22 protein-coding genes are annotated in these 20,979 nt (G+C 66.7%); 10 read left to right on the top strand and 12 right to left on the bottom strand.

Annotated features, from left to right (window positions below; all coding sequences use genetic code 11):
• Window positions 1-74 precede the first annotated feature (74 nt).
• Window positions 75-1,022, top strand: a complete 948-nt coding sequence (gene tal / locus EYS42_RS10500; protein ID WP_130968120.1) for a transaldolase — start codon at window positions 75-77, stop codon at window positions 1,020-1,022.
• 36 nt (window positions 1,023-1,058) lie between these two features.
• Entirely contained in the window at window positions 1,059-2,699 is a 1,641-nt protein-coding gene (gene pgi / locus EYS42_RS10495) for a glucose-6-phosphate isomerase (protein WP_130968119.1), read from the top strand.
• Between the two features lie 30 nt (window positions 2,700-2,729).
• On the opposite strand, the gene EYS42_RS10490 is transcribed toward pgi, so the two are convergent.
• Window positions 2,730-4,271: a methyl-accepting chemotaxis protein gene (locus tag EYS42_RS10490; protein ID WP_130968118.1), complete on the bottom strand. Its 1,542-nt coding sequence runs from the start codon at window positions 4,269-4,271 to the stop codon at window positions 2,730-2,732.
• Between the two features lie 122 nt (window positions 4,272-4,393).
• Window positions 4,394-5,314 carry an RNA polymerase sigma factor RpoH gene (gene rpoH, locus EYS42_RS10485; protein ID WP_130968117.1) on the bottom strand — a complete coding sequence of 307 codons (921 nt, stop codon included), beginning with the start codon at window positions 5,312-5,314 and terminating at the stop codon, window positions 4,394-4,396.
• A gap of 863 nt (window positions 5,315-6,177) precedes the next feature.
• Between rpoH and EYS42_RS10480 the strand changes: the two genes are divergently transcribed.
• Genes EYS42_RS10480 through EYS42_RS10470 form a run of 3 tightly spaced genes read left to right on the top strand, consistent with a single transcriptional unit; the run spans window position 6,178 to window position 7,611 of the window.
• Window positions 6,178-6,753 (top strand): hypothetical protein, encoded by a 576-nt coding sequence (locus EYS42_RS10480; RefSeq protein ID WP_245503603.1) that lies wholly within the window; start codon window positions 6,178-6,180, stop codon window positions 6,751-6,753.
• 56 nt (window positions 6,754-6,809) lie between these two features.
• Entirely contained in the window at window positions 6,810-7,190 is a 381-nt protein-coding gene (locus tag EYS42_RS10475) for a heavy-metal-associated domain-containing protein (protein ID WP_130968116.1), read from the top strand.
• 1 nt (window position 7,191) lies between these two features.
• On the top strand, window positions 7,192-7,611 hold the full coding sequence (locus EYS42_RS10470) for a hypothetical protein (RefSeq protein ID WP_245503602.1): 420 nt from the start codon (window positions 7,192-7,194) through the stop codon (window positions 7,609-7,611).
• Window positions 7,612-7,672: 61 nt separating this feature from the next.
• On the opposite strand, the gene EYS42_RS10465 is transcribed toward EYS42_RS10470, so the two are convergent.
• On the bottom strand, window positions 7,673-8,014 hold the full coding sequence (locus EYS42_RS10465; protein ID WP_130968115.1) for an HPF/RaiA family ribosome-associated protein: 342 nt from the start codon (window positions 8,012-8,014) through the stop codon (window positions 7,673-7,675).
• Window positions 8,015-8,531: 517 nt separating this feature from the next.
• On the opposite strand from EYS42_RS10465, the gene EYS42_RS10460 reads away from it, so the two are divergent.
• Window positions 8,532-8,966: a TerB family tellurite resistance protein gene (locus EYS42_RS10460; protein WP_130968114.1), complete on the top strand. Its 435-nt coding sequence runs from the start codon at window positions 8,532-8,534 to the stop codon at window positions 8,964-8,966.
• 23 nt (window positions 8,967-8,989) lie between these two features.
• Here EYS42_RS10460 and EYS42_RS10455 read toward each other — a convergent pair whose 3' ends face one another.
• A complete protein-coding gene (locus EYS42_RS10455; RefSeq protein WP_130968113.1) occupies window positions 8,990-9,871 on the bottom strand; it encodes a LysR family transcriptional regulator in 882 nt (293 codons plus the stop codon).
• 137 nt (window positions 9,872-10,008) lie between these two features.
• Here EYS42_RS10455 and EYS42_RS10450 point away from each other — a divergent pair, with 137 nt between their 5' ends.
• Window positions 10,009-11,001 (top strand): TerC family protein, encoded by a 993-nt coding sequence (locus tag EYS42_RS10450; RefSeq protein ID WP_130968112.1) that lies wholly within the window; start codon window positions 10,009-10,011, stop codon window positions 10,999-11,001.
• 62 nt (window positions 11,002-11,063) lie between these two features.
• Here the strand turns inward: EYS42_RS10450 and EYS42_RS10445 are convergent, their stop codons facing one another.
• Window positions 11,064-12,587, bottom strand: a complete 1,524-nt coding sequence (locus EYS42_RS10445) for a CoA-acylating methylmalonate-semialdehyde dehydrogenase (RefSeq protein WP_130968111.1) — start codon at window positions 12,585-12,587, stop codon at window positions 11,064-11,066.
• Entirely contained in the window at window positions 12,584-13,393 is an 810-nt protein-coding gene (locus tag EYS42_RS10440; protein ID WP_130968110.1) for an SDR family oxidoreductase, read from the bottom strand. Before EYS42_RS10440 ends, EYS42_RS10445 begins: the two co-directional genes overlap by 4 nt.
• Window positions 13,394-13,455: 62 nt before the next feature.
• Here EYS42_RS10440 and EYS42_RS10435 point away from each other — a divergent pair, with 62 nt between their 5' ends.
• Both EYS42_RS10435 and EYS42_RS10430 read left to right on the top strand, forming a co-directional pair.
• A complete protein-coding gene (locus EYS42_RS10435) occupies window positions 13,456-14,658 on the top strand; it encodes a serine hydrolase domain-containing protein (protein ID WP_207301149.1) in 1,203 nt (400 codons plus the stop codon).
• Window positions 14,619-15,848: a chloride channel protein gene (locus EYS42_RS10430; RefSeq protein ID WP_165456720.1), complete on the top strand. Its 1,230-nt coding sequence runs from the start codon at window positions 14,619-14,621 to the stop codon at window positions 15,846-15,848. The genes EYS42_RS10435 and EYS42_RS10430 overlap by 40 nt, the downstream gene beginning before the upstream one ends.
• A 9-nt stretch (window positions 15,849-15,857) precedes the next feature.
• On the opposite strand, the gene EYS42_RS10425 is transcribed toward EYS42_RS10430, so the two are convergent.
• Window positions 15,858-16,580, bottom strand: a complete 723-nt coding sequence (locus EYS42_RS10425) for an LrgB family protein (protein WP_130968108.1) — start codon at window positions 16,578-16,580, stop codon at window positions 15,858-15,860.
• Window positions 16,577-16,984, bottom strand: a complete 408-nt coding sequence (locus EYS42_RS10420; RefSeq protein ID WP_130968107.1) for a CidA/LrgA family protein — start codon at window positions 16,982-16,984, stop codon at window positions 16,577-16,579. Before EYS42_RS10420 ends, EYS42_RS10425 begins: the two co-directional genes overlap by 4 nt.
• A 52-nt stretch (window positions 16,985-17,036) precedes the next feature.
• Between EYS42_RS10420 and EYS42_RS10415 the strand changes: the two genes are divergently transcribed.
• Window positions 17,037-17,267: a SlyX family protein gene (locus EYS42_RS10415; RefSeq protein ID WP_130968106.1), complete on the top strand. Its 231-nt coding sequence runs from the start codon at window positions 17,037-17,039 to the stop codon at window positions 17,265-17,267.
• 51 nt (window positions 17,268-17,318) lie between these two features.
• Here EYS42_RS10415 and EYS42_RS10410 read toward each other — a convergent pair whose 3' ends face one another.
• Genes EYS42_RS10410 through EYS42_RS10395 form a run of 4 tightly spaced genes read right to left on the bottom strand, consistent with a single transcriptional unit; the run spans window position 17,319 to window position 20,968 of the window.
• Window positions 17,319-18,122, bottom strand: a complete 804-nt coding sequence (locus tag EYS42_RS10410) for a hypothetical protein (RefSeq protein ID WP_130968105.1) — start codon at window positions 18,120-18,122, stop codon at window positions 17,319-17,321.
• Between the two features lie 5 nt (window positions 18,123-18,127).
• Window positions 18,128-19,180 (bottom strand): SAM-dependent methyltransferase, encoded by a 1,053-nt coding sequence (locus tag EYS42_RS10405; protein WP_130968104.1) that lies wholly within the window; start codon window positions 19,178-19,180, stop codon window positions 18,128-18,130.
• A gap of 30 nt (window positions 19,181-19,210) precedes the next feature.
• On the bottom strand, window positions 19,211-19,990 hold the full coding sequence (locus EYS42_RS10400) for a DUF1295 domain-containing protein (RefSeq protein ID WP_130968103.1): 780 nt from the start codon (window positions 19,988-19,990) through the stop codon (window positions 19,211-19,213).
• A gap of 42 nt (window positions 19,991-20,032) precedes the next feature.
• Complete coding sequence (locus tag EYS42_RS10395; RefSeq protein WP_207301148.1) at window positions 20,033-20,968, bottom strand: DMT family transporter; 936 nt, start codon at window positions 20,966-20,968, stop codon at window positions 20,033-20,035.
• Window positions 20,969-20,979 lie beyond the last annotated feature (11 nt).

Below are 20,979 nucleotides of genomic sequence, written 5' to 3'. Positions count from 1 at the left end.
AGCCACACAGGGGGGCGTGGGGTCACAAAAAGGCCTCAAAATCGATTGTCTGACGCACGAACCCTGTCACAACCATGGCCTCTCAACTCGATCAGCTCAAAGCCGTCACCACCGTGGTGGCCGACACCGGTGATTTCAAGCAACTGGCGCAGTTTGCCCCGCAAGACGCCACCACCAACCCTTCGCTGATCCTCAAGGCGGTTCAGAAGCCCGAATACGCGCCCTTGCTGGCCGACACCGTGGCCGCGCACAAGGGCGCCGCCCTCGAAGACATCGTCGACCACACCCTGGTGAAGTTCGGCCAGGAGATCCTGAAGGTCATTCCGGGTCGGGTCTCGACCGAGGTCGATGCTCGTCTCAGCTTCGACACCGCGGCCACCGTGGCTCGAGCCCGCCGCATCATGGGCCTGTACGAGGCCGCCGGCACGCCCCGCGAGCGTGTGCTGATCAAGATTGCCTCCACCTGGGAAGGCATTCAGGCGGCCCGTGTGCTCGAGCAAGAGGGCATCCGCTGCAACCTGACCCTGCTGTTCGCGTTCTGCCAGGCCCAGGCCTGCGGCGATGCCCGCGTGCAGCTGATCTCCCCCTTCGTGGGCCGCATCTACGACTGGTACAAGAAAACCGCGGGCGCCAGCTGGGACGAAGCCGCCAACGCCGGTGTGAACGACCCGGGCGTGAAGTCGGTGGCGCGCATCCATGCGCACTACAAGCAGCACGGCATCGCCACCGAGGTGATGGGCGCCAGCTTCCGCAACGTGGGCCAGATCCTGGCGCTGGCCGGCTGCGACCTGCTGACCATCAGCCCCGACCTGCTGGCCCAGTTGCAGGCCAGCGAGGCCCCGGTGCCGCGCCACCTGGTGTTCCACGGCGAACTGCAGGCCGCCCCCGCCCCGCTGAGCGAAGCGGCCTTCCGCTACGCCCTGAACGAAGACGCCATGGCCACCGAGAAGCTGGCTGAAGGCATCCGGGCCTTCGCGGTCGATGCTGGCAAACTCGACGCCTTGATCGAAGCCCAGCGTTGACCTTTCTTGCACACCGACACACAGGGAGTTTTGACGATGTCGTCGCGTTGTGATCAGACCGTGGCCTGGGGCGGCTTGCGCGGCCACTGGGAAGCCCACGGCCGTGACCTGGACCTGCGCACGCTGTTTGCGCAAGACCCGGGCCGTTTCGAGCGCTGGGCCATCGAGGCCCCTCACGTGTTCGCCGACCTGTCGCGCGCCCGCTGGGACGTGGCCACGGGCCAGCACCTGCTGAGCCTGGCCCGCGAATGCCAGCTCGAGGCCAGGCGCGACGCGCTGCTGAGTGGTCAGCCCATCAACCACACCGAAGACCGCGCGGTGCTGCACACGGCCCTGCGCGCGCCCAAGGGCCAGGGGCCGCAAAGCTACGCCGTGCATGCCGTGCTCGACGCGCTGCTGGCCTATGTGGAGCAGGTGCGCGCCACGGCAGGCGGCACCGAGCCCGGCTGCATCACCGACGTGGTGAACATCGGCATTGGCGGCTCTGACCTGGGCCCGCAGATGGTGGTGCAGGCGCTGGACGCCTGGGTGCACCCGAAGCTGCGTGTGCACTTCATCTCGAACGTCGACGGGCATGACCTGGCGCCCCTGCTGCGCACGCTCAGGCCGCAGCACACGCTGTTCATCGTGGCCTCGAAAACCTTCACCACCCAGGAGACCATGGCCAACGCCCACGCAGCGCGGCAGTGGTTCCTCGACCAGGGCGGCACCGACATCGCCCGGCACTTCGTGGCCACCACCACCAATGTGGAAGCGGCGCGCGCCTTCGGCATCAGCACCACCTTCGGCTTCTGGGACTGGGTGGGCGGGCGATTTTCGCTGTGGTCGGCCATTGGCCTGCCGATTGCGCTGGCGCTGGGGGCCAAGCACTTCAAGGCGCTGCTGGCCGGTGCCCATGCCATGGACACCCACTTTGCGCAGGCGCCTCTGGAGCGCAACCTGCCCGTGTGGCTGGGCCTGATGGACCTGTGGAACCGCAACTTCCATGGCCACAGCAGCCACTGCATCGCCCCGTATCACCAGGGCCTGCGCCGCTTCCCGGCCTTCTTGCAGCAGCTGGTGATGGAAAGCAATGGCAAGCGGGTGGATGCGCAGGGCCTGCCGCTGCCTTACGCCACCAGTGACGTGGTGTGGGGCGAGGCGGGCACCAACGGCCAGCACGCCTTCTTCCAGATGCTGCACCAGGGCACTGACGTGGTCCCGGTGGAATTCGTGCTGGTGCGCCGCACAGCCCACCGCGATGAAGCGACCTGGTCACCCGAGCTGCGCAGCCTGATGGCCCGCCAGCATCAGGCCCTGCTGGCCAATGGCCTGGCCCAGGCCCAGGCCCTGATGTGGGGCAAGACCGCCCAGGAGGCCGCGCGCGAAACCGTGCCCACCGCCTCGAAGGTGATGGCGCCCGACGTGCTGGCCCAGCACCGCACCTTCCCGGGCAACCGGCCCAGCATCACCCTGATGCTGGAGCAGCTCACACCCGAAGCCCTGGGCGCCCTGGTGGCGCTGTACGAGCACCGAACCTTCGTGACCGGCGCGCTGTGGGGCATCAACAGCTTTGACCAATGGGGCGTGGAGCTGGGCAAGGCCATGTGCAAAGACCTGCTGCCCCGCCTGGAAAGCGGCGACACCCGCGGGCTGGATGCGGCCACTGCGGGCCTTCTGCAGCGCTTGAAGGGCTGACGCTGAGTGGGTGTGGCTGGGGCAGGCCTGTCAGCCCACCTTGAACACGGCCACCGAATCGACCAGTGCCGTGGATTGTTCCTGCAGGTTGCCGGCCGCCTGGGTGGATTGCTGCACGAGGTTCAGGTTTTGCTGGGTGGCCCTGTCCATGTCATTGACCGCCTGCCCCACGACGCTCACCCCGGCGTGCTGCTCGGCACTGGCGCGGCTGATGTCCTGCACGATGCCCGTCACCTGCTCGATCGCGCCCACGATCTGGGTCATGGTGTCGCCCGCGTGCTCGACCAGCTTGCTGCCCTTTTCCACCTGTTCACCACTGACGGTGATCAGGGATCGAATCTCTCGGGCCGCACCGGCGCTGCGCTGAGCCAAGGTGCGCACTTCGCCGGCCACCACGGCAAAACCGCGCCCGTTTTCGCCGGCCCGCGCCGCTTCCACCGCCGCATTGAGCGCCAGGATGTTGGTCTGGAACGCGATGCCGTCGATCACGGAAATGATCTCCGAGATCTTGCGCGAGGCCTCATGGATGCCGCGCATGGTCTCGACCACGTTCTGAACGGCCATGCCGCCTTGACGGGCCACGTCACTGGCTTGCTGCGCCATCTCGGCGGCCTGTGCCGCGTGCTCGGTGTTGGTCTTGACCGCCTGTCCCAGCTGTTCCATGGTCGAGGCTGTGCGCAGCAGCGCCTGGCTCTGGTGGTCGGTGCGCTCGGACAGCGAGTGGCTGCCTTCCGCGATGATGGTGCTGGTGCTGGCCACGTGGTCGGCATGGCGACGCACATCGCGCACCACCTGGCCCAGGCCATCCTGCATGTCATGCAGGGCTTGCAGCAGGGGCTTGAACTCGTCGTGCCGATCGGTCGCAATCGGCTTGCTCAGGTCGCCGTCGCGCACCCGCTCGATCACGGTTCTGGAGGCCTGAATGCGTGAGTTGATGGCCCGGTTGGCCCACCACGAAAAGCCCAGCAGCCCCACGCACACCAGCGCGAACAGCGAGATCAGCATCACGCGGGTCTGGTGAACGCTGCGCTCGATCGCAGCCATGTCCTTCAGGGTGCTGTCGCGCTGGTACTGCACTGTGTCTGACAGTTGCTTGAGCAGGGCGTTGCGTGCCGGGATGGTGTGGTCCACCAGGTGGGCGAATGCGCTGTCTTTGTCGCCGGCCTGGATCAGGCGGATGTTTTCTCCGCCCACGCGCCAGAAGGTCTCGACGGCAGGCCGCACGGTTTGAAAGCGCTTGCGGCCAATGTCGGTGAACAGCCTTGATTCGTACTCGTCCAGCAGCACCTGAATGCGCTGTTTGCGTTGCCCGATGTCGGTCAGGGCAGTGCTGCGTTCTTCAGGGTTTCGCGCCAACATGGCGTGACGCAGTTGAAGCGACACCCGCGTGACCTGCAGCTCCAGTTCGGCCATTTCAGCCAGTTGCGGGATGCGATTGTCGCCCGTGCGCCGCGTGTTCTCGGAAATGAGTTGCAGCTGGTGGTTGTTGTAAAGCGCACTGGCCACCAGGGCCAAGGTGAGGGTCAACGTGACGATCAGGAGTCGTCCGGTGATGCTGGAAAGGTAAGGCATGAAAGTGTCTAGCGTTTGTCGTCCTGATGTCCGCAAAGGCTAGTCTTCATGCGTTGAGGTGAAGCCAAAAAAAACGGCACCCGAAGGTGCCGTTTGTTCGTGCATACCACCTGCAGGAAAACTCAGGCCGCTTCCAGCACCTTGCGCATCTTCTTGAGCGCAGCCACCTCGATCTGGCGGATGCGCTCGGCGCTGACGCCGTACTGTGCAGCGAGGTCGTGCAGGGTGGCGCCGCCCGAGCCATCGTCGTTCACCTTCAGCCAGCGTTCTTCGACGATGTGGCGGCTGCGCTCGTCCAGGCCTTCCAGGGCCGAGGCAATGCCCTGGCCGGACAGCCAGTCGCGGCGGGCCGCGTCGAGCATGCGGGTGGGCTCGTGCACCTCGTCGGCCAGGTAGGCCAGCGGGGCCACGGGCGCGTGGTCATGGTCGTCGTCGGCCTGGGCTTCCAGGGCCACGTCGCCACCGGCCATGCGCGTTTCCATCTCGATGACGTCTTCAGGGCGCACGTCGAGTTCGGCGGCCACGCGGTGGATGTCGGCCTCGGACAGTGCGGCACGGCCCACGTGGGCGTCATCGGCCTCGCCCTTGAACTGGTGCTTGAGCGAGCGCAGGTTGAAGAACAGCTTGCGCTGGGCCTTGGTGGTGGCCACCTTCACCATGCGCCAGTTCTTCAGGATGTATTCATGGATCTCGGCCTTGATCCAGTGCATGGCGTAAGACACCAGACGCACGCCCTGGTCAGGGTCGAAACGCTTGACGGCCTTCATCAGGCCCACGTTGCCTTCCTGGATCAGGTCACCCTGGGGCAGGCCGTAACCCATGTACTGGCGCGAGATGGAGACCACCAGGCGCAGGTGCGACATCACGAGCTTGGACGCGGCCTGCAGGTCTTGCTGGTCGCGCAGGCGGCGGGCCAGGGCCTGTTCCTCGTCAGCCTCGAGCATGGGAATGGCCTGAACGCTGCGAATGTAGGCGTCCAGGTTGCCCAGCGAGGGCACAACACTCCAGGGGTCGCGGGTGGCGAGGGCAGTGGTCATCGTCATGTGAAATGGCTCCTTTCGGGTCCTTCCTTCGGAACATGTTAGCACTCCTGTTCAGAGAGTGCTAAGACCAAAAAGTTCCAGGGTTTTGGGGCCAACTTCAGCCTGCGTCTGGTGGGCGTTGCTGCCGGCCTTTTGACGAGATCATGAAGTGCGCCCAACCCGCATTTCGCCAGGTGGCAGCAAGACCCTCTGGGCAGGGTGGACATAGGCGGCGCCTTGGTGGGAGCCTGTGCAGGGCTTTGCTACCCTATTGATGTGAACTTCATGCCCCGCACGCCCGGACACCAACCACTGCGAGCGCGTCAGCGACGCGCCGTGTGGCTGGTCGCGTGCCTGTGGATGGTGGTGGCGCTGATGCCAATGCGCGCATGGGCCTGGGCCGGCATGGGCCTGGGTGGCAGCCTGCACGTTGCGTCTGACACAGCAGTTGTTGTGGGCGACCCTCCGCCTTGCCATGCGGCGCAGGTGGCCGACGACACCGCACCGGACGACCACAGTGCGTGCTCGGACTGTGTGTTCTGTGCCCCTGTGCTGGTGACTTCCTTGCCGGCCATGTCCACCGTGATGCACCCCGACACCCGGCCACCAGCTGCCGATCTTGGCCGCGCGACGGTGGGGGCGCTCGAGTCGCTGTTCAGACCCCCTCGAGGCTGAAGGCTCTGCCAGCGCGGCGCGATGCGTCGCGCGTGACGCTGTCTGCCCTTCTCAGTCTGAGGCCCTTGTGGCCCGCCTCGAACATGATCCATTTCCTTGAACTTGGCGCGTTGCGTCGCCTTGGCCGTCATGCGTGCTGGGCGGCCCTTTGGGGCTGCTCCACTTCGGCTTTTGCTTTGCCCATGGCCAGCGAAGGCAGCTGGATGACGATGGCTGACTTCAGCCGTGGTGGTGAGCGCGACCTGGCGGTCAATTTCGCCGTCACCGGTCATGACGCCATTGGCGCCATGACCACGCGGTGGAAGGAGCCGATGTCCCACGCGGCACACGCCGATCGACACCTTCACCGTGAGGCCGTGGGGCTCACCTACACCCGTCTTCTGCACCGCTGGAACCTGCCGCATGCGCAGGCCAACCTGTGGTTCGTGGGGGCGGCAGGCAGCGTGCGTGGGCAGGGCTGGCAGGGCGCGCAAACCTTCTGGTCTCCCGCGGTGATGGCCGACTACGAGACCACGCGTCTTTACCTGGGGGCGGGGTTCGAGCCCAAGCGCAGCGATGGCCTGGTGCGGCATGACAGCGCCTGGCTGCGCGCGGGCTTCTCGTTTTACGAGGTGGACTATGAGCAGGTGCAACCCTGGCTCATCGTCGAGAGCAAGCGCGTGCGCTATGGCAGCGTCACACGAAACGAGCTCACGCCCTTGCTCCGGTTCATCCACCGCGGCCTGTTCGTCGAAGTGGGGCGCAACCGCGACGGCGCCCAACTCAACCTGATGTGGTCCTACTGAGCCTGGCTGGCCCACGGGTCGGACCACGTTCCAAATACATTCACCTGAGACTCACCATGACTCCTTTCCAGTTCACCTCCATCGCCCGCCGCCTGATCGGCGTGCTGACCGTGTCTGTCGTGGCTGCTTTGCCCGTCACGGCCTCTGCCGCTGAGGCCGCTCGCAGCGTGAAGTTGCAGGTCAACGGCATGGTCTGCGCGTTCTGCGCCCAGGGCATCGAGAAGCGCCTGAAGGCATTGCCTGCTGCCGGCCCGATCTTCATTGACCTGCGCAACAAGGTGGTCGCCATCGAGCAGCGGCCCGGTCAGACGCTGGATGCCGAGCGCGTGGCCAACGAGGTCCGCGAATCAGGCTACGAGGTGGTGGCCACCGAAGCGGTGGCGGCGACCGTGGCGCAGATTCGAACCGAGACCCGCGCGGCGAACCCGGGGCGTTGACATGGCGCCGCCCCTTTCGAATGCCCCGCTGGACGGGCAGATTGAACAGAAGCGGAGCGCGGCCACTTCGTGGCTGGCGCTGTTTGCGGGCACGTCCACCCTGCTGTGCTGCGCCTTGCCCGCCATGCTGGTGACGCTGGGTGCAGGCGCTAGCCTGGCCACCCTGGTGTCGGTGTTCCCGCAGATCGTCTGGCTGAGCGAGCACAGCGCCTGGGTGTTTTGCATCGGTGCCGTGATGCTGCTGCTCGGGGGGGCTGCGCAGTGGCAGCAACGCCATGCGCCTTGCCCGCTCGATCCAGGGCTGCGCCAGGCGTGCATGGCCCAGCGACGGCGCTCGGTGCGCATTTACGGGGTGTCGGTGCTGCTGTTTGCTGTGGGCAGCTGGTTTGCCTTCATCCAGCCTTGGTGGTCGGGTGGGTGAGGGCTTGCCGAGCCCTGCGCCCGGCCCTCGTGCCACCAGCGCACAGTCGGGGGGCTGGCGCTCACGGTTCGAGGCCGGCAAGGCGCTGGCGCAGCCGCCGGGTGTCATGGCCACGACGCCACTGCCGCATGACATACCGGGCGGCGCGGGCCAGTGCTTGGTCCAGTGCGGTGCGCCAATCGCCAGCGATCGAGGTCACGACCACCGACCCTCCACCATCTGTGCGGAGCTCCACCTGGCAACGTTTGTCGATGCCGCCACGGGGGCCGTTCACATCGGACATCTGCACCTCGGCGCGCGGTACCAGCCAGACCAGGCGTCGCAGCACGAAGCGCACACGGCGCTCGGCCAGATCGCGCAAGTCGGTGGCTTGGGGGTGGCGGGATTTGAAGAGCACTTGCATCGCGGGTCTCCATCGGTTGAGTGACAGACGGAATGTGGAGCCCGTGACAGCGTTGGAAAAGCAGCATTTCGAGAACCAGAACATCGGATAAACCTGAACACAGGCCCGAGTTTTGGCCGCAGACTTCCTGTTTTTTCTTCGCGTCGGGGTGCTGGTCGACGGGGCGTGTGAGTGGACGGCTGGTTCGGATTTTCCTGAATTGATGTGCTGTAAACATCGCTTCTTTCGAAAATCAATCGGGCGCACAGTTTGGCTTGTTGACACTTTCCCAGCCACTCGCCATGAAGATCTTGCTGCTGCTCCTCTCTCGTCTGCTGACCCCGCTCGGACAAGCGATTCACTTCCTGAAGACGGCCCTCAGGGCATGGGCGCCACGGCAGGCCCCCGTGCTCGTGCCCATTCCGATCCAGGCCCGACCCCGGACACGTCAGTTGACCCGGCGCCATGGTGGCCAGGGCGATTGAGCCTGCCCACCTGATCGTCACTTCAGACCGACCCACCTCAATGGAGAATTGCCGTGCGAAGCTACCCTCACAACAGCCCCGAAGCCGCCGCGCGCATCGTCGCGTTGGTGTTGATCTCTGACGGCCACGTGTGCAGTTCCGAGTTCGACATCCTCAAGCAGTTGGGGGCGGAACACGAACTCGGGCTGGAGCCCCAACTTTTGCCACACATCGTTCACACCCTGTGCGAAGAACTGATGGCGTCCGGCTACGCGAGTGGGTCACTCATTGACAACGTCGACGATGGCACCTTGGCTGCACTGATGGCCGAGATATCGGACCCTGTGTTGCAACGGACGGTGCTGCGCCTCGCGCTGGCGGCAGCCCGGGCCGATGGCCATCTGGCCGATGGAGAAACCATGGTGCTGGAAGCCGTGCGACGTCATTGGCCGCTGGCCGATGCCCAGGCGCCGATCGCCTCGAGACTGGACCGACGGCAGCTGGCCTGATCAGGACACCGCAACAGACCTGTTCAAGATCGATTCGCCGCCACCACCTGCATCACCAGGGGGTGGTGCTGGCCTCGACGCGAGCGGATGGCATGGATCTCCTCTTTCACGCCTTCGCTGCAGCCCAGCAATCGCAGCCCGCGCATCAACCCGACATCGTCCGCTCCGAGCCGACTGACCGGGAACACGCCCAGCCCGCGGGCCGCAAAGACCGCGAGCAGCGCACTGTCTTCGAACTCCCCGACGATGCGAGGCCGCAGCCCCTGCGTGTCGAACCAGTGGTCCAGGGTGGGGCGCAGTGCCGAGTGGCCTGTGGGCAGCAGCACGGGCAGGTCATTCAGGCATTGCGGGAAACGGTCGCGCTCGGTTTTGCCGACCATCCGGGCAGGGCCATACCACTCGACCGGTGAGTCGACCAGTCGCTCGCTGGTCAGGCGCAGGTTCGGGTTGCGCGGGGCCGCCTGACCGGCAAGCACCAGGTCCAGGTGATGCAGCGCCAGCTCGCCGAGCAGTTGCTCGAACTCGCCCTCGTGGCAGACAAGCCGAAGATGGGGTGTGTTCAAGACGGGCGCCAGCAGCGCATGGGCGGCCAGTTTGGAAATGCCGTCGGACAGCCCGACCGCCAGGCGAGCCACCTTGCCACTGGCGGCTTCCCGTACCTCGTCGGGGATGCCCTGGCCCAGCTGAAAGATCTCTTCCGCACGCGCGAAGGCGGCCTGGCCCGCCTCGGTCAGTGCCACGCCACGGCCCGCGGGCTTGAGGAGCTGGTGGCCCAAAGCCTTCTCCAGCTCTCGCACCTGTGCACTGATGGTCTGTACCGCCATGTCCAGCCGTTCGGCCGCCCGGGCAAAGCCGCCCTCTTTGGTGACGACCCAGAAGTAGTGCAGATGACGGTAGTTCAGCATGTGCCCTCCAGTGCGGAAAAACCGAAGTTTAGGTGCGTTTCAAGATGGTTTTTTCGAGATGGATTCATCCACACACTGCACAGCATTCGCAGACCCGAGAAGGTCGAATCCCCCACCTTTTCATCCACCGAACACACATGGACACCCTGCTTCATTTTTTCGCGACAGACTTCCTGGGCAAGCCTGCCTGGGTCTGGCTCACGTTCGTCGGCATCGTCGTCACCTTGCTGGCCTTCGACCTTGGCGTTCTGCACAAAGATGACAAGGAGATCGGGGTTCGCGAGAGCCTGCTGCTGTCTGCCGGCTACATCAGTGTGGCCTTGTTGTTCGGCGCCTGGGTCTGGTGGTACCTCGGTGCACAGAGCGGCATGGACTACTACACCGGCTTCATGATCGAAAAATCATTGTCGATGGACAACGTCTTTGTCATCGCCTTGATCTTCAGCTTCTTCGCCATTCCACGGCAGTACCAGCACCGTGTGCTGTTCTGGGGCATCCTGGGCGTGATCGTGCTGCGCGCGATCATGATTGGCCTGGGTGCCACCCTGGTCAGCCAGTTCAGCTGGATCCTTTACCTGTTCGGTGCTTTCCTCATCTTCACCGGCATCAAGATGTGGGTCATTGCCGACCACATGCCCGACATCGCCAACAACCCGCTCCTGAAGTTCCTCAAGCGGCACATGCGCGTGACCGACGGGCTGCGTGGCAATGCCTTCTGGGTGCGCGAGACCGACCCTCGGACGGGGCGCCTGGAGCGCTTCGCAACGCCTCTGTTCCTGGCGCTGGTGCTGGTGGAGTTCGTGGACCTGATCTTCGCGGTCGACTCGGTGCCCGCCATCTTTGCGATCACCACCGACCCGTTCATTGTCTACACCAGCAACATCTTCGCGATCCTGGGCCTGCGTGCGCTTTACTTTGCGCTGGCTGCGATGATCCACCGCTTCAAGTACCTGAAGTACGCCCTGGCCCTCGTGCTGGTGTTCATCGGCAGCAAGATCTTCCTGGTGGGCATCATCGGCAAGATCCCGGCGGTGATCTCTCTGAGTGTGACTTTCGGTCTGATCGCTGGCGGTGTGCTGGTGTCGCTGTGGAAGACCCGGGGGCAGCCCGCTGTTGCCGAGTCTTCCTGATGCGGTTGACCTGACAGATGACAGCCACGGCCGTGGTGTTGACCTGCTCGGCCTTCCGTCCTTCACCGGGCCGTCGGCATCACAAACGCATTGCCCGTGTCCACCTCGTCGGGCCAACGCTGCATGATGGATTTCTGACGGGTGTAAAAGCGCACGCCTTCTTCGCCGTACACGTGCATGTCGCCAAACAGGCTTTGCTTCCAGCCACCAAAGCCTTGCCAGGCCATGGGCACGGGAATGGGCACATTGATGCCCACCATGCCCACCTGCACGCGGCGGGCAAATTCGCGGGCGGCCTGGCCGCTGCGGGTGAACAGGGCCACGCCGTTGCCAAAGGCATGGCCGTTCACCAGGGCCAGGGCCTGCCCGGCATCGGCCACGCGCACGCAGCTCAGCACCGGCCCGAAAATCTCGTCCTGGTACAGCTTCATGTGCGGCTGCACGTGGTCGAACAGCGTGCCGCCCAGCCAGAAGCCATCGGGGTGTTCGGCGCTGCTGTGCTGGCGGCCGTCCACACGCAAGGTGGCGCCTTCGGCCACGCCCGCATCGATGCAGCCCACTATGCGCTGGCGCGCCGCCTGGCTGATGATGGGGCCCATTTCGGCATCGGCATGCAGGCCGCTCGTCACCTTCAGGGCACGCGTGCGCGCTTCCAGCAGCGGCATCAGGCGCTCGGCCACGTCGCCCACCAGCACTGCCACTGAAATGGCCATGCAGCGTTCACCGGCTGAGCCATAGGCCGCGCCGATCAAGGCCTCGGCGGCCTTGTCCAGGTCGGCATCGGGCAGCACCACCATGTGGTTCTTGGCGCCGCCCAGGGCCTGCACGCGCTTGCCGTGGTGGGCACCGCGCTCGTACAGGCTGCGCGCAATCGGGGTCGAGCCCACAAAGCTCAGGGCGGCCACATCAGGGTGCTCGATCAGGGCGTCGACCGCGTCCTTGTCGCCTTGCACCACATTGAACACGCCGGGCGGCAGGCCAGCTTCTTCCAGCAGCCGGGCCATGAACAGCGAGGGCGAGGGGTCGAGCGGGCTGGGCTTGAGCACGAAGGTGTTGCCCGTCGCAATGGCCAGTGGGAACATCCAGCACGGCACCATCACGGGGAAGTTGAAGGGCGTGACACCGGCCACCACGCCCAGGGGCTGGCGCACCGTCCAGTTGTCGATGCCGGTAGAGGCCTGCTCGGTGTGATCGCCTTTGAGCAGCTGCGGGATGCCACAGGCAAATTCCACGATCTCGATGCCGCGCGTGACCTCGCCTTGCGCGTCGGTGAACACCTTGCCGTGTTCGCTGGTGACCATGGCCGCCAGGGTGTCGCGGTGCTGGTTCAGCAGCGCCAGGAAGCGGAACATCACGCGGGCGCGCTGAATGGGCGGGGTGTCGGCCCAGGCCGGAAAAGCTGCGCGGGCCGTGGCCACGGCCTGGTGCACGGTGGCCGCATCGGCCAGGCACACGCGCCGGGCCACGGCGCCGGTGGTGGGGTTGTGCACCGGGGCGTGGCGGGTGGCGGTGTGCAGTGCCTGGCCGCCAATGTGGTGGCCCACGTCAGTGGTGTCGGTGTAAAAGGTGGGCAAGGTGGTGCTCATGTCGGGGCGGGCAGGTTGCGCAGGTCGGTGCAGGGGTGCTGGCCAAAGGCCTCGGACAGCACATGCGCCAGCAAGTGCCGGGCCGCCTGTTCGGGCGGCACCAGGGCACCACTGGCGTGCAGCTGGTCGAAGCGGGCCCGCAAGGGGAAGCGTTCGGTGCGGGTGGCGCGGATGTCGGCCTGCATGTCGGTGTCCAGCACACCGGGGGCCAGGCTTTCGGCGCGCACGCCGGGCAGGGCGTCGGCCTGCACGCAGCGGGCGTGGTGGTCCAGCGCGGCCTTGGTGGCGCCATACACCGACCAGCCGGCATAGGCCGTGCGGCCGGCCCCGCTGCCGATGTGCACCACGCGCACGGGCTGGCCCGGGGCGCGGTGCTGCAGCAGGGCGTCGCACAGCATCAAGGGTGCGCTCACGTTCAGGGCCACGGCCTGCGCAATGGCCTCGGCGCCTTGCAGGCCCGGTGCGCCCATGGGCTGCACGGTGCCGGCGTTGTTCAGCAGCAGCACCTGCGAGGCCCCGGCCATGAAGCGGACCAGGGTGCCAGTGGCCAGCCAGTCGGCCAGTGCGTTGGGGTCGGCCAGGTCAAGGGCTTCCTGCTGCAGGCGGGCAACCTGGGCACCTGTGGCACCGGGGACATTGGGGGCACCGGGAGCGTGCAGCGTGACGTGTTCGGGGCAGGCCTGGCGGGCCAGACCCAGCACGGGCACGCCCAAGGCCAGCAAGGCGTGCGCCAGGGCCAGGCCCAGGCCTCGGCTGTGGCCCGTGACCACAGCCACGGTGCCCGGGGGTGCTGCAAGCGCTGTCATTCAGTCACTGTACGACACCTACAATCGTTGCCACCTCAGCCGCCTTGTGAAGGAGTGCCCCGATGGCAAAGCTGGACGTTGTCGACCGTGGCCATGATTTCTCGGCCCTGCATGCCGCCATGCAGCGTTATGTGGATCAGGACATCCTGGCCGGCCTGAACTGTGCCGTGCTGCAAGGGCGTGACCTGGTCGACGTGCACAGCGTGGGCTGGGCCAGCAAAGAGCGCCAGGAGCCGCTCACACCCCACCATGTGGTGCGCTCGTATTCCGACACCAAGCTGATCACCTCGATCGCGGTGATGCTGCTGGTGGAAGGCGGCCAGCTGGGCCTGGACGATCCGGTCGAGCGTTGCCTGCCTGCCCTGGGCAACCGCCAGGTGCTGCGCCCAGGCGCCACCTCGCTCACCGACACCGAGCCGGCCAAGGGCCCGATCACGGTGCGGCACCTGCTGACCCACACGTCGGGCCTGAGCTACGGCCTGCTCGACCCGGGCACCATGATCTTCGAGGCCTACAAGCAAAAGGCCGTGCTGCACCCGCTGAACACGCTGGAGCAGATGGTCGACAAGCTGGGCGAGCTGCCCCTGCTGTTCCACCCCGGCGAGGGCTGGGAATACTCGATTGCCACCGACGTGCTGGGCCGGCTGGTGGAGGTGGTGAGCGGCCAGCGCTTTGGTGATTTCCTGCGCGCCCGCATTTTTGAGCCGCTGGGCATGGCCGACACCGGCTTCATGCTGCGTGAAGAGCACAAGGCACGCTTTGCCTCTTACTACGTGGGCGCTGACGTGTTCAACCCCATGAAGCCCGGCCTGACCCACAAAGAGCACGCGCCTTACCCCAACGCCTACCTGATGGACGTGCCCTGGCAGTCGGGCGGTGGCGGCCTGGTCTCGACACTGCCCGACATGCTGGCGCTGCTGCGCTCGATGCTGCCGGGTGGGCCCGCCTTGCTCAAGCCCGAAACCATCGCGCTGATGATGAGCAACCAGTTGCCTGAGGGGCGCACCATCAAGTTCGCCAACATGGGCCAGATCCCGGGCAAGGGCTTTGGCCTGGGCGGCGCGGTCACCTTCGCGCCCGGCTGGGGCGACACGCCGGCCTCGGTGGCCGAGTTCCAGTGGGGCGGGCTGGCGGGCACGCACTGGTGGATCTCGCCCAAGGCGGGGCTGGCCGGCATCTTCCAGACCCAACGCCACTTCGCTTTCTGGCACCCCTATTACTTCGAGTGCAAGCCGCTGATCTACCAGGCCGTGGGCCTGGCCTGAACCTGCGCCGGCCCACCTGGCAGTGGCTGGCCCTGATCGCCGTGGTGGCGGCCACGGTGGGGTCGGCCTGTGCCGGTTTTGCCTGGGCATTGGCCCGTGTCACGCAGGCTTTTGCTGCGCACCCGCAGTGGGTGTGGGGCCTGCCTTGGGCAGGCCTGGCGGTGGCCTGGGTGTATGCCCGCTGGGGCAACGAGGCCGAGGGCGGCAACAACCTGCTGATCCGGCAGGTGCGCCAGCCCACGGCACCCTTGCCCTGGGTGATGGCGCCCTTCATCGTGCTGGGCACGCTGGTGTCGCAATTGTTTGGTGCGTCGGTGGGACGAGAGGGCACCGCCGTTCAGATGGGCGCGGCCCTGGCCGATCTGTGGGCACCACATGTCGGTCTGCACCCGGGTGAGCGCCGCCTGCTGCTGTGCTGCGGCATGGCCGCAGGCTTTGCCGCCCTGTTTGGCACGCCCTGGGCTGCGGCCGTGTTCGCCATCGAAGTGGTGGCCATGGGGCGGCGCCTCCGCTGGCGTTTTGTGGCCCCGGTGCTGGCCTGCGCCTGGCTGGCGCACCAGGTGGCCCTGGCCTGGGGCACGGTGCACACGCACCAGGTGCTGGAGGCCTCGCCGGGTTTCTGGGCGGCCTTGCCCTGGTGGCTGGTGCTGGCGGTCTCGGCCGGTGCGCTGGCCCGTCTGTTCGTGTGGGCCAGCCATGGCGTGGCCGATGCGTTCAAGCGCCATGTGCCCTGGGCCCCGGCACGGCCCTTCCTGGGCGGCTGGCTGATCGTGGCGGCCTGGCTGGGCCTGGGCCTGGAGCGCCATGCCGGCTTGGGCCTGAACCTGATCGATCAGGCCTTTGAGCAGGCCATGCCCTGGTGGGAAAGCCTGTTGAAAGCTGGCTTCACGGCCTGGAGCGTGGGCGCTGGCTTCAAGGGCGGTGAAGTGACGCCGCTGTTTGCCATGGGCGCCTTGCTGGGCAGTGCCTGGGGCGCCGTGGCCCCGGTGCCTGTGCCCTGGCTGGCAGCACTCGGCCTGGTGGCCGTGTTTGCGGGTGCCGCACGCACGCCCTGGGCCTGCACCGTGATGGCGGTTGAGTTGTTTGGCTGGCCTGTCCTGGGCCCGGCGCTGCTGGTGTGCCACGTCAGTGCGCGCGTGGTGGGGCCGGTGGGCATCTACAAGGCCCAGGCCGAGCCCCTGCAGGGCTGAGCCAGGCGGTCAGCCCAGCCAGGGCGCCACCCAGGGTGCCACCAGCACCAGCACGATGCCGGAAAAGATCATGGTCAGGCTGGACACCGCTCCCTGCACCTGGCCCAGCTGGTAGGCTTTGGCCGTTCCCACGCCGTGCGTGGCCGCACCAAAGGCCGAGCCCACGGCCACGTGCTCGCGCACCTGCAACCAACCCAGCCAGCCCTGGCCCACCAGCATGCCGAACACACCCGTGACCAGCACGCACATCACGGCCATTTCAGGCTGGCCCTCGAAGGTGAGGGTGGCCGGGATGGCAAAGGGCGAGGACACCGAACGGGCCATGAGGCTGCGCATCAGCCCGTCGGGAAAGTTCAGCAGCCAGGACAAGGCCCACGAGCTGGCCATGCCCACCACCACGCCGGTGACCACGCCCAGCGCGATGCTCAAGGGGTAGCGGCGGATCAGGTCGCGCTGCTGGTAAATGGGCAGGGCAAAAGCCACCGTGGCCGGGCCCAGCAGCCAGGTCAGCCATTGGGTGTGGTGGTAGTAAAGCGCATACGGCACCTGCAGCAGCACCAGCAGGGTCAGCATCACCCCCGGGGTGACCAGAATGGGCGACAGCCACAGCACCGGGCGCTTCAGGTACAGGCGTTTGGCCCCGAAGTACAGCGCAATGGTGAGCACCAGAAAGCCCCAGGCCTCGGCCTGTTGCCAGGGGCTCAGGGCCGCTGGCGTCGGCAGGGGCATCATGGTGCGCGCCTTTCGTGGCGGCGGGCTTCCAGCCGCACGCACTGCTGCACCACCCAGCCCACGCAGGCCATCACGCACAGCGTGCCCACCACCACGGCCACCGCCAAGCGCACGCCCAGGTCACTCAGCAGCTCAGGGTGGTTCACCAGGGCCATCAGGGGCGGAATGAACAGCAGCAGCATGTCGCCCAGCAGGGCTTGCGCGCCCTGGGCAATGCGCTGGTGCGGCAGCAGGCCCGACAACAGCAGCGCACTGAGGGCCAGCAGGCCCAGCACGCCAGCGGGCACGGGCAGGTGCCAGGCCTTCACGGCCAGGTCGGCCAGCCACCAGGTGGCCACGATCAAGGCCACTTCCAGCAGCACGGCCGGGCGGAGCAGGGGGTGAATCTTGCCAGCGGGCGTCATCTCGGAAACTCGTCAAACCATCCAGCCCGACATTGTCGTGGTTCAATCGCGCATGGCCGACCAAGACCCCCCCAACACCCCGCAAGAAAACCGCCTGATCGAGCTGGAGATCAAGGTGGGCTTCATGGAAGACCTGGTCGAGCACCTGAACCAGCAGGTGGCGTCACAGCAGCAGGCCATCGACCTGCTGGTGCAGGAGGTGCTGCGCTTGCGCGACCAGGGCGCCGACCAGCAACAGCCCGTGTTTCGCAGCTTGCGAGACGAGATCCCGCCGCACTACTGAGCCTACAGCCAAGCGCGGGTGGCGGCACCCGCCTCAGCCTCGGCATGGGCGTCAGCCCTTGGCCTTGAGGGCCGCCCGGGCCTCGACGGGCAGTTCCTTGGGGTAAGACACCCGCACCTTGCGGTACACCTCGCCGGTGTCGGGGTTGAGGATGTTCGACACCCCGCGGTAATCCAGCAGGCGCGGCGGTTGCAGGCCATAGGCCAGCTCCAGCGGGTCCACCAGCCAGCGCAGCAGCGAGTCGGGCTCCACCTTCAGGCGCAGTGCAGGTTCATCTTCCACGCGGCCTTCGCCGATGGCTTTGGCACGGAACCTGAACTGGTCGGTTTGTCCGGCCACGATCAGGCGGAAGCTCAAGGTCTCACCCTGGCGCAGACGGGGCATGGCGTCGATCAGCAGCTGGTTGAAGCCGGAGTCGGCCGCCACAGCGCCGCCGCCCAACTGGATCTGCGAGCGTTTTTCCTTGCCCTGGTCCACCTTGAACACCTCGGCCTGATCACCCATCAGGCGCAGCCCTTCGCTGTAGCGGTGCAGGGGCTGATCCAGCCGGAAGGCCGGCACGCTGCGGTTCTGACGGTAGTCGAGCGTCTTGCGGGCGAATTCGCGCCCATCGGCCGCGTGGTAGGTGGTCAAGGCGGTGACCACGGCGCCGTCAGCGGCCAGCACCTGGTCGTGCACCTCGGTGTACAGGAAGCGGCCATTGCCCAGTTCCTGGGCCACACCCACCACCCGCTGGCTGCGTGGCGCAGCCTGGGCCATCAGCCCACCCGGCAGCAGGCCCAACGCTGCCACGCTGCCCAGCCACTCGCGGCGGCTCAGCCCGTCGAATCGCCACTGCGGGTGCATCGGTGCCATGGTGCTCACCGTGCCTTGAACAGGTAGTGCGCCACGCCCCACTCACGACCCTTGTCGTAGCCGAAGAACTCGGCCACGGCCATGTAGAACATGCGCCAGCGCTGGAACCAGCGTTCGGCGTCGTGCCCGTAGGCATCGCGGAAGATCGGCATGATGGCCGCCTTCTTCTGGTCCATGCCGTCCAGCCAGTGCTCGGCCGTCTGCTGGTAGTGGGTGCCATCGACCCACCACTGGTCCACCAGCTGCACGTCGTTCTGGTGCTGGGTCAGCAGGTGCTCGTTGGGCATGATGCCGCCCAGGAAGAAGTACTGCGTCATCCAGTCGCTGCGGTCTTTCACCTCGTAGGGGTAGCACAGGGTGGGGTGCGCGAAGATGTGCACAAACAGCAGGGCCTCGGGCGTCATCCAGCGGCGCACCTTGGCCAGCAGGGCCTCGTGGTTGCGCATGTGCTCGAACATCTCGATCGACATCACGCGGTCGAAGCCGGCCAGCAGCACGTCGGCCGGGAACTCGAACTCGGCCACGTTGCCGGTGCAGATGCGCAGGTTGGCCAGGCCCAGGCGCTTGGCTTCGCGCTGGATGAACTCGCGCTGGCCGTTCGAGTTGCTCAGGCCCACCACCTCCAGGTGCGGATAGTGCTCGGCCAGCCACAGCGACAGCGAGCCCCAGCCGCAGCCCAGGTCGAGCACGCGCGCGCCGGCGGGCAATTCGTCGAGGCGGGCTCGCTGGGCATACAGGCGCAGCATGGCGGTTTCGGCCTGGGCCAGGCTTTCGCGGCCGGTGTCGTACCAGCAGCACGAGTACTTGCGGCGCGGGCCCAGGTGCAGGTCGAAGAACTCGGCCGGCACTTCGTAGTGCTGCTCGTTGGCGTCGTGCGTGTTGATGGCGATCGGGCTGGCGCGCATTTCGGCCAGGAACTGGCGGAACTCGGCCGTGCGCTGCGACACCGGTTTGGCGTGGTGTTCTGCGAGGCGCTGCGCCATCAGGCGGCGCATGCCGGTTCGGATCAGGCCGTCGGGCAGCAGGCCCTGTTCGGCCCAGTTGATGGCATCGATCATTCAAGCACTCCTGTGGTGGTGCGCGGTGGTTCAGGCCTTCACGGGCCCGGGGATGAGCTGGTTGGTGCGTCGCATGTACTCGGCATAGCCCGGCTTGCGCTGGGCCATTTCGCGCTCCAGCAGGGGCACGCCCGACATCTTGGTGATCAGCAGCCACATCACCGCGGGGGCGATCAGGCTGTACACCCACAAGGGGCTGCCCCAGGCCAGTGGCAGGTAGGCCAGCCAGTGCACGCATTCGAAAAAGTAGTTGGGGTGGCGCGAATGACGCCACAGGCCCACGTCACACACCTTGCCCCGGTGGGCCGGGTTGGCCTTGAAGGCCTTGAGCTGGGCGTCGGCCAGGCCCTCACCCAGCACGGCCACCAGCCAGATCACGGCGGCCAGCACCAGGGCCCACACAGGGGGCTGGCCTTCGCGGTAGGCCGCGGGCAGGAAGGCGCTGCCGGCCAGCAGCAGTGTGAAGATGTTCTGGAACTGGAAGAACCAGAACATCTTGAACTGGGCCTGTGGGCCCCACTCGGCTCGGAACTGGGCATAGCGCCAGTCTTCGGCGCTGGCCCAGTTGCGGCGCCACAGGTAGGTGCCCAGTCGGGCGCCCCAGGCCAGGCCCATCAGGCCCATCAGCCAGCGCGCAGGCTCGGGGGCCGGGCCCACGGCCGCAAAGCCCAGTGCCAGCAGCCCAAGAGCCCAGGCCCAGATGCCGTCGACGATGCCCGCGTTGCCGCGCACACGCTGGATGCCCCAGGCCAGGGCCTTGGCCAGAAACAGGAAAACGGCCGCCAGGGCCACGGCATGCAAAACAGGCATCTGAAACACGGCGTTGAACGCAATGTTCCAAATATAGACTGATCAGTATTTTTTTGCCAGTGCCGGCCGTGAAGACAACCACGCCCCCGTGGAGACCAGCACGAGTCCGGCCACCAGCCAGCCGGTCAGCGGCTCGTCGAGCAGGGGCACGGCCCCCAGCCCCGCGATCACCGGCACCAGGCCCACCAGGGCCCCCGTGCGTTCGGCACCCAGAATGGCCACAGCCCGCAAAAACAGCACCATGGCCACGATGGTGGGGCCGATGCCCTGGTACAGGCCCTGCAGCACCAGCATGCCCAGGGGCACGGTGTCCAGGCCCTTGGGCAGCCACAGCAGGTACACGGGCAGGAACAGCGCCGCCGAGGTGACGGCCACGAAGCGGGTCAGCAGCCAGGGGTCGAAGGCCCAGCGCTTGACCAGCACGCTGTACAGCGCCCAGGCCAGGGAGCCAGCGAACAGCAGCGCGTCACCGAACAGGGTGGAGGGCCCGCTGTGCTGGCCGGCCAGCACGGGCACCGCCACGCAGCCCACCCCCAGCGCGATGGGCACCAGGCCCCACAGGCGCTGTCGCGTGGGGCGGCTGCCCAGCAGCCACCAGGCCAGCGCGGCCACCAGGAAGGGCTGCATGCCAGGCAGCAAGATGGCGCCATGCGCCGCCGGGGCCCGCTTGAAGCCGGCATACACCAGCACCAGGAACAGCAGCCCACCGATGCCGGCCATGGCCCACAGGCGCAGATCACGCCAGTGGTGGCGGATGCCCCAGCACAGGGGCAGCAGCAGGCCGCCGCCCACGCCCAGGCGCAGGGCCACGATGTCCCACGAGGTCAGGCCCGTCTTGCCGCCCAGGCGGGACAGCAGGATGAAGCCCGCCCAGATGGCCACGGTGGCCAGGGCCGCCAGGTAGCCTTGCAGCGGGGTGCCCGCAGAGGCCGTGGCCTCTGCAGAGCCGGATGCGGCCTCACCGCTCAAGCGTGTCACCCGGGCTCAGC

Origin of the sequence: Aquabacterium lacunae (assembly GCF_004310865.1) — a bacterium.
GTDB classification, from domain to species: Bacteria; Pseudomonadota; Gammaproteobacteria; order Burkholderiales; family Burkholderiaceae_C; genus Aquabacterium; species Aquabacterium lacunae.
Note: the sequence above shows the minus strand (reverse complement) of the source record. Positions and strands in the feature narration are given on the sequence as shown.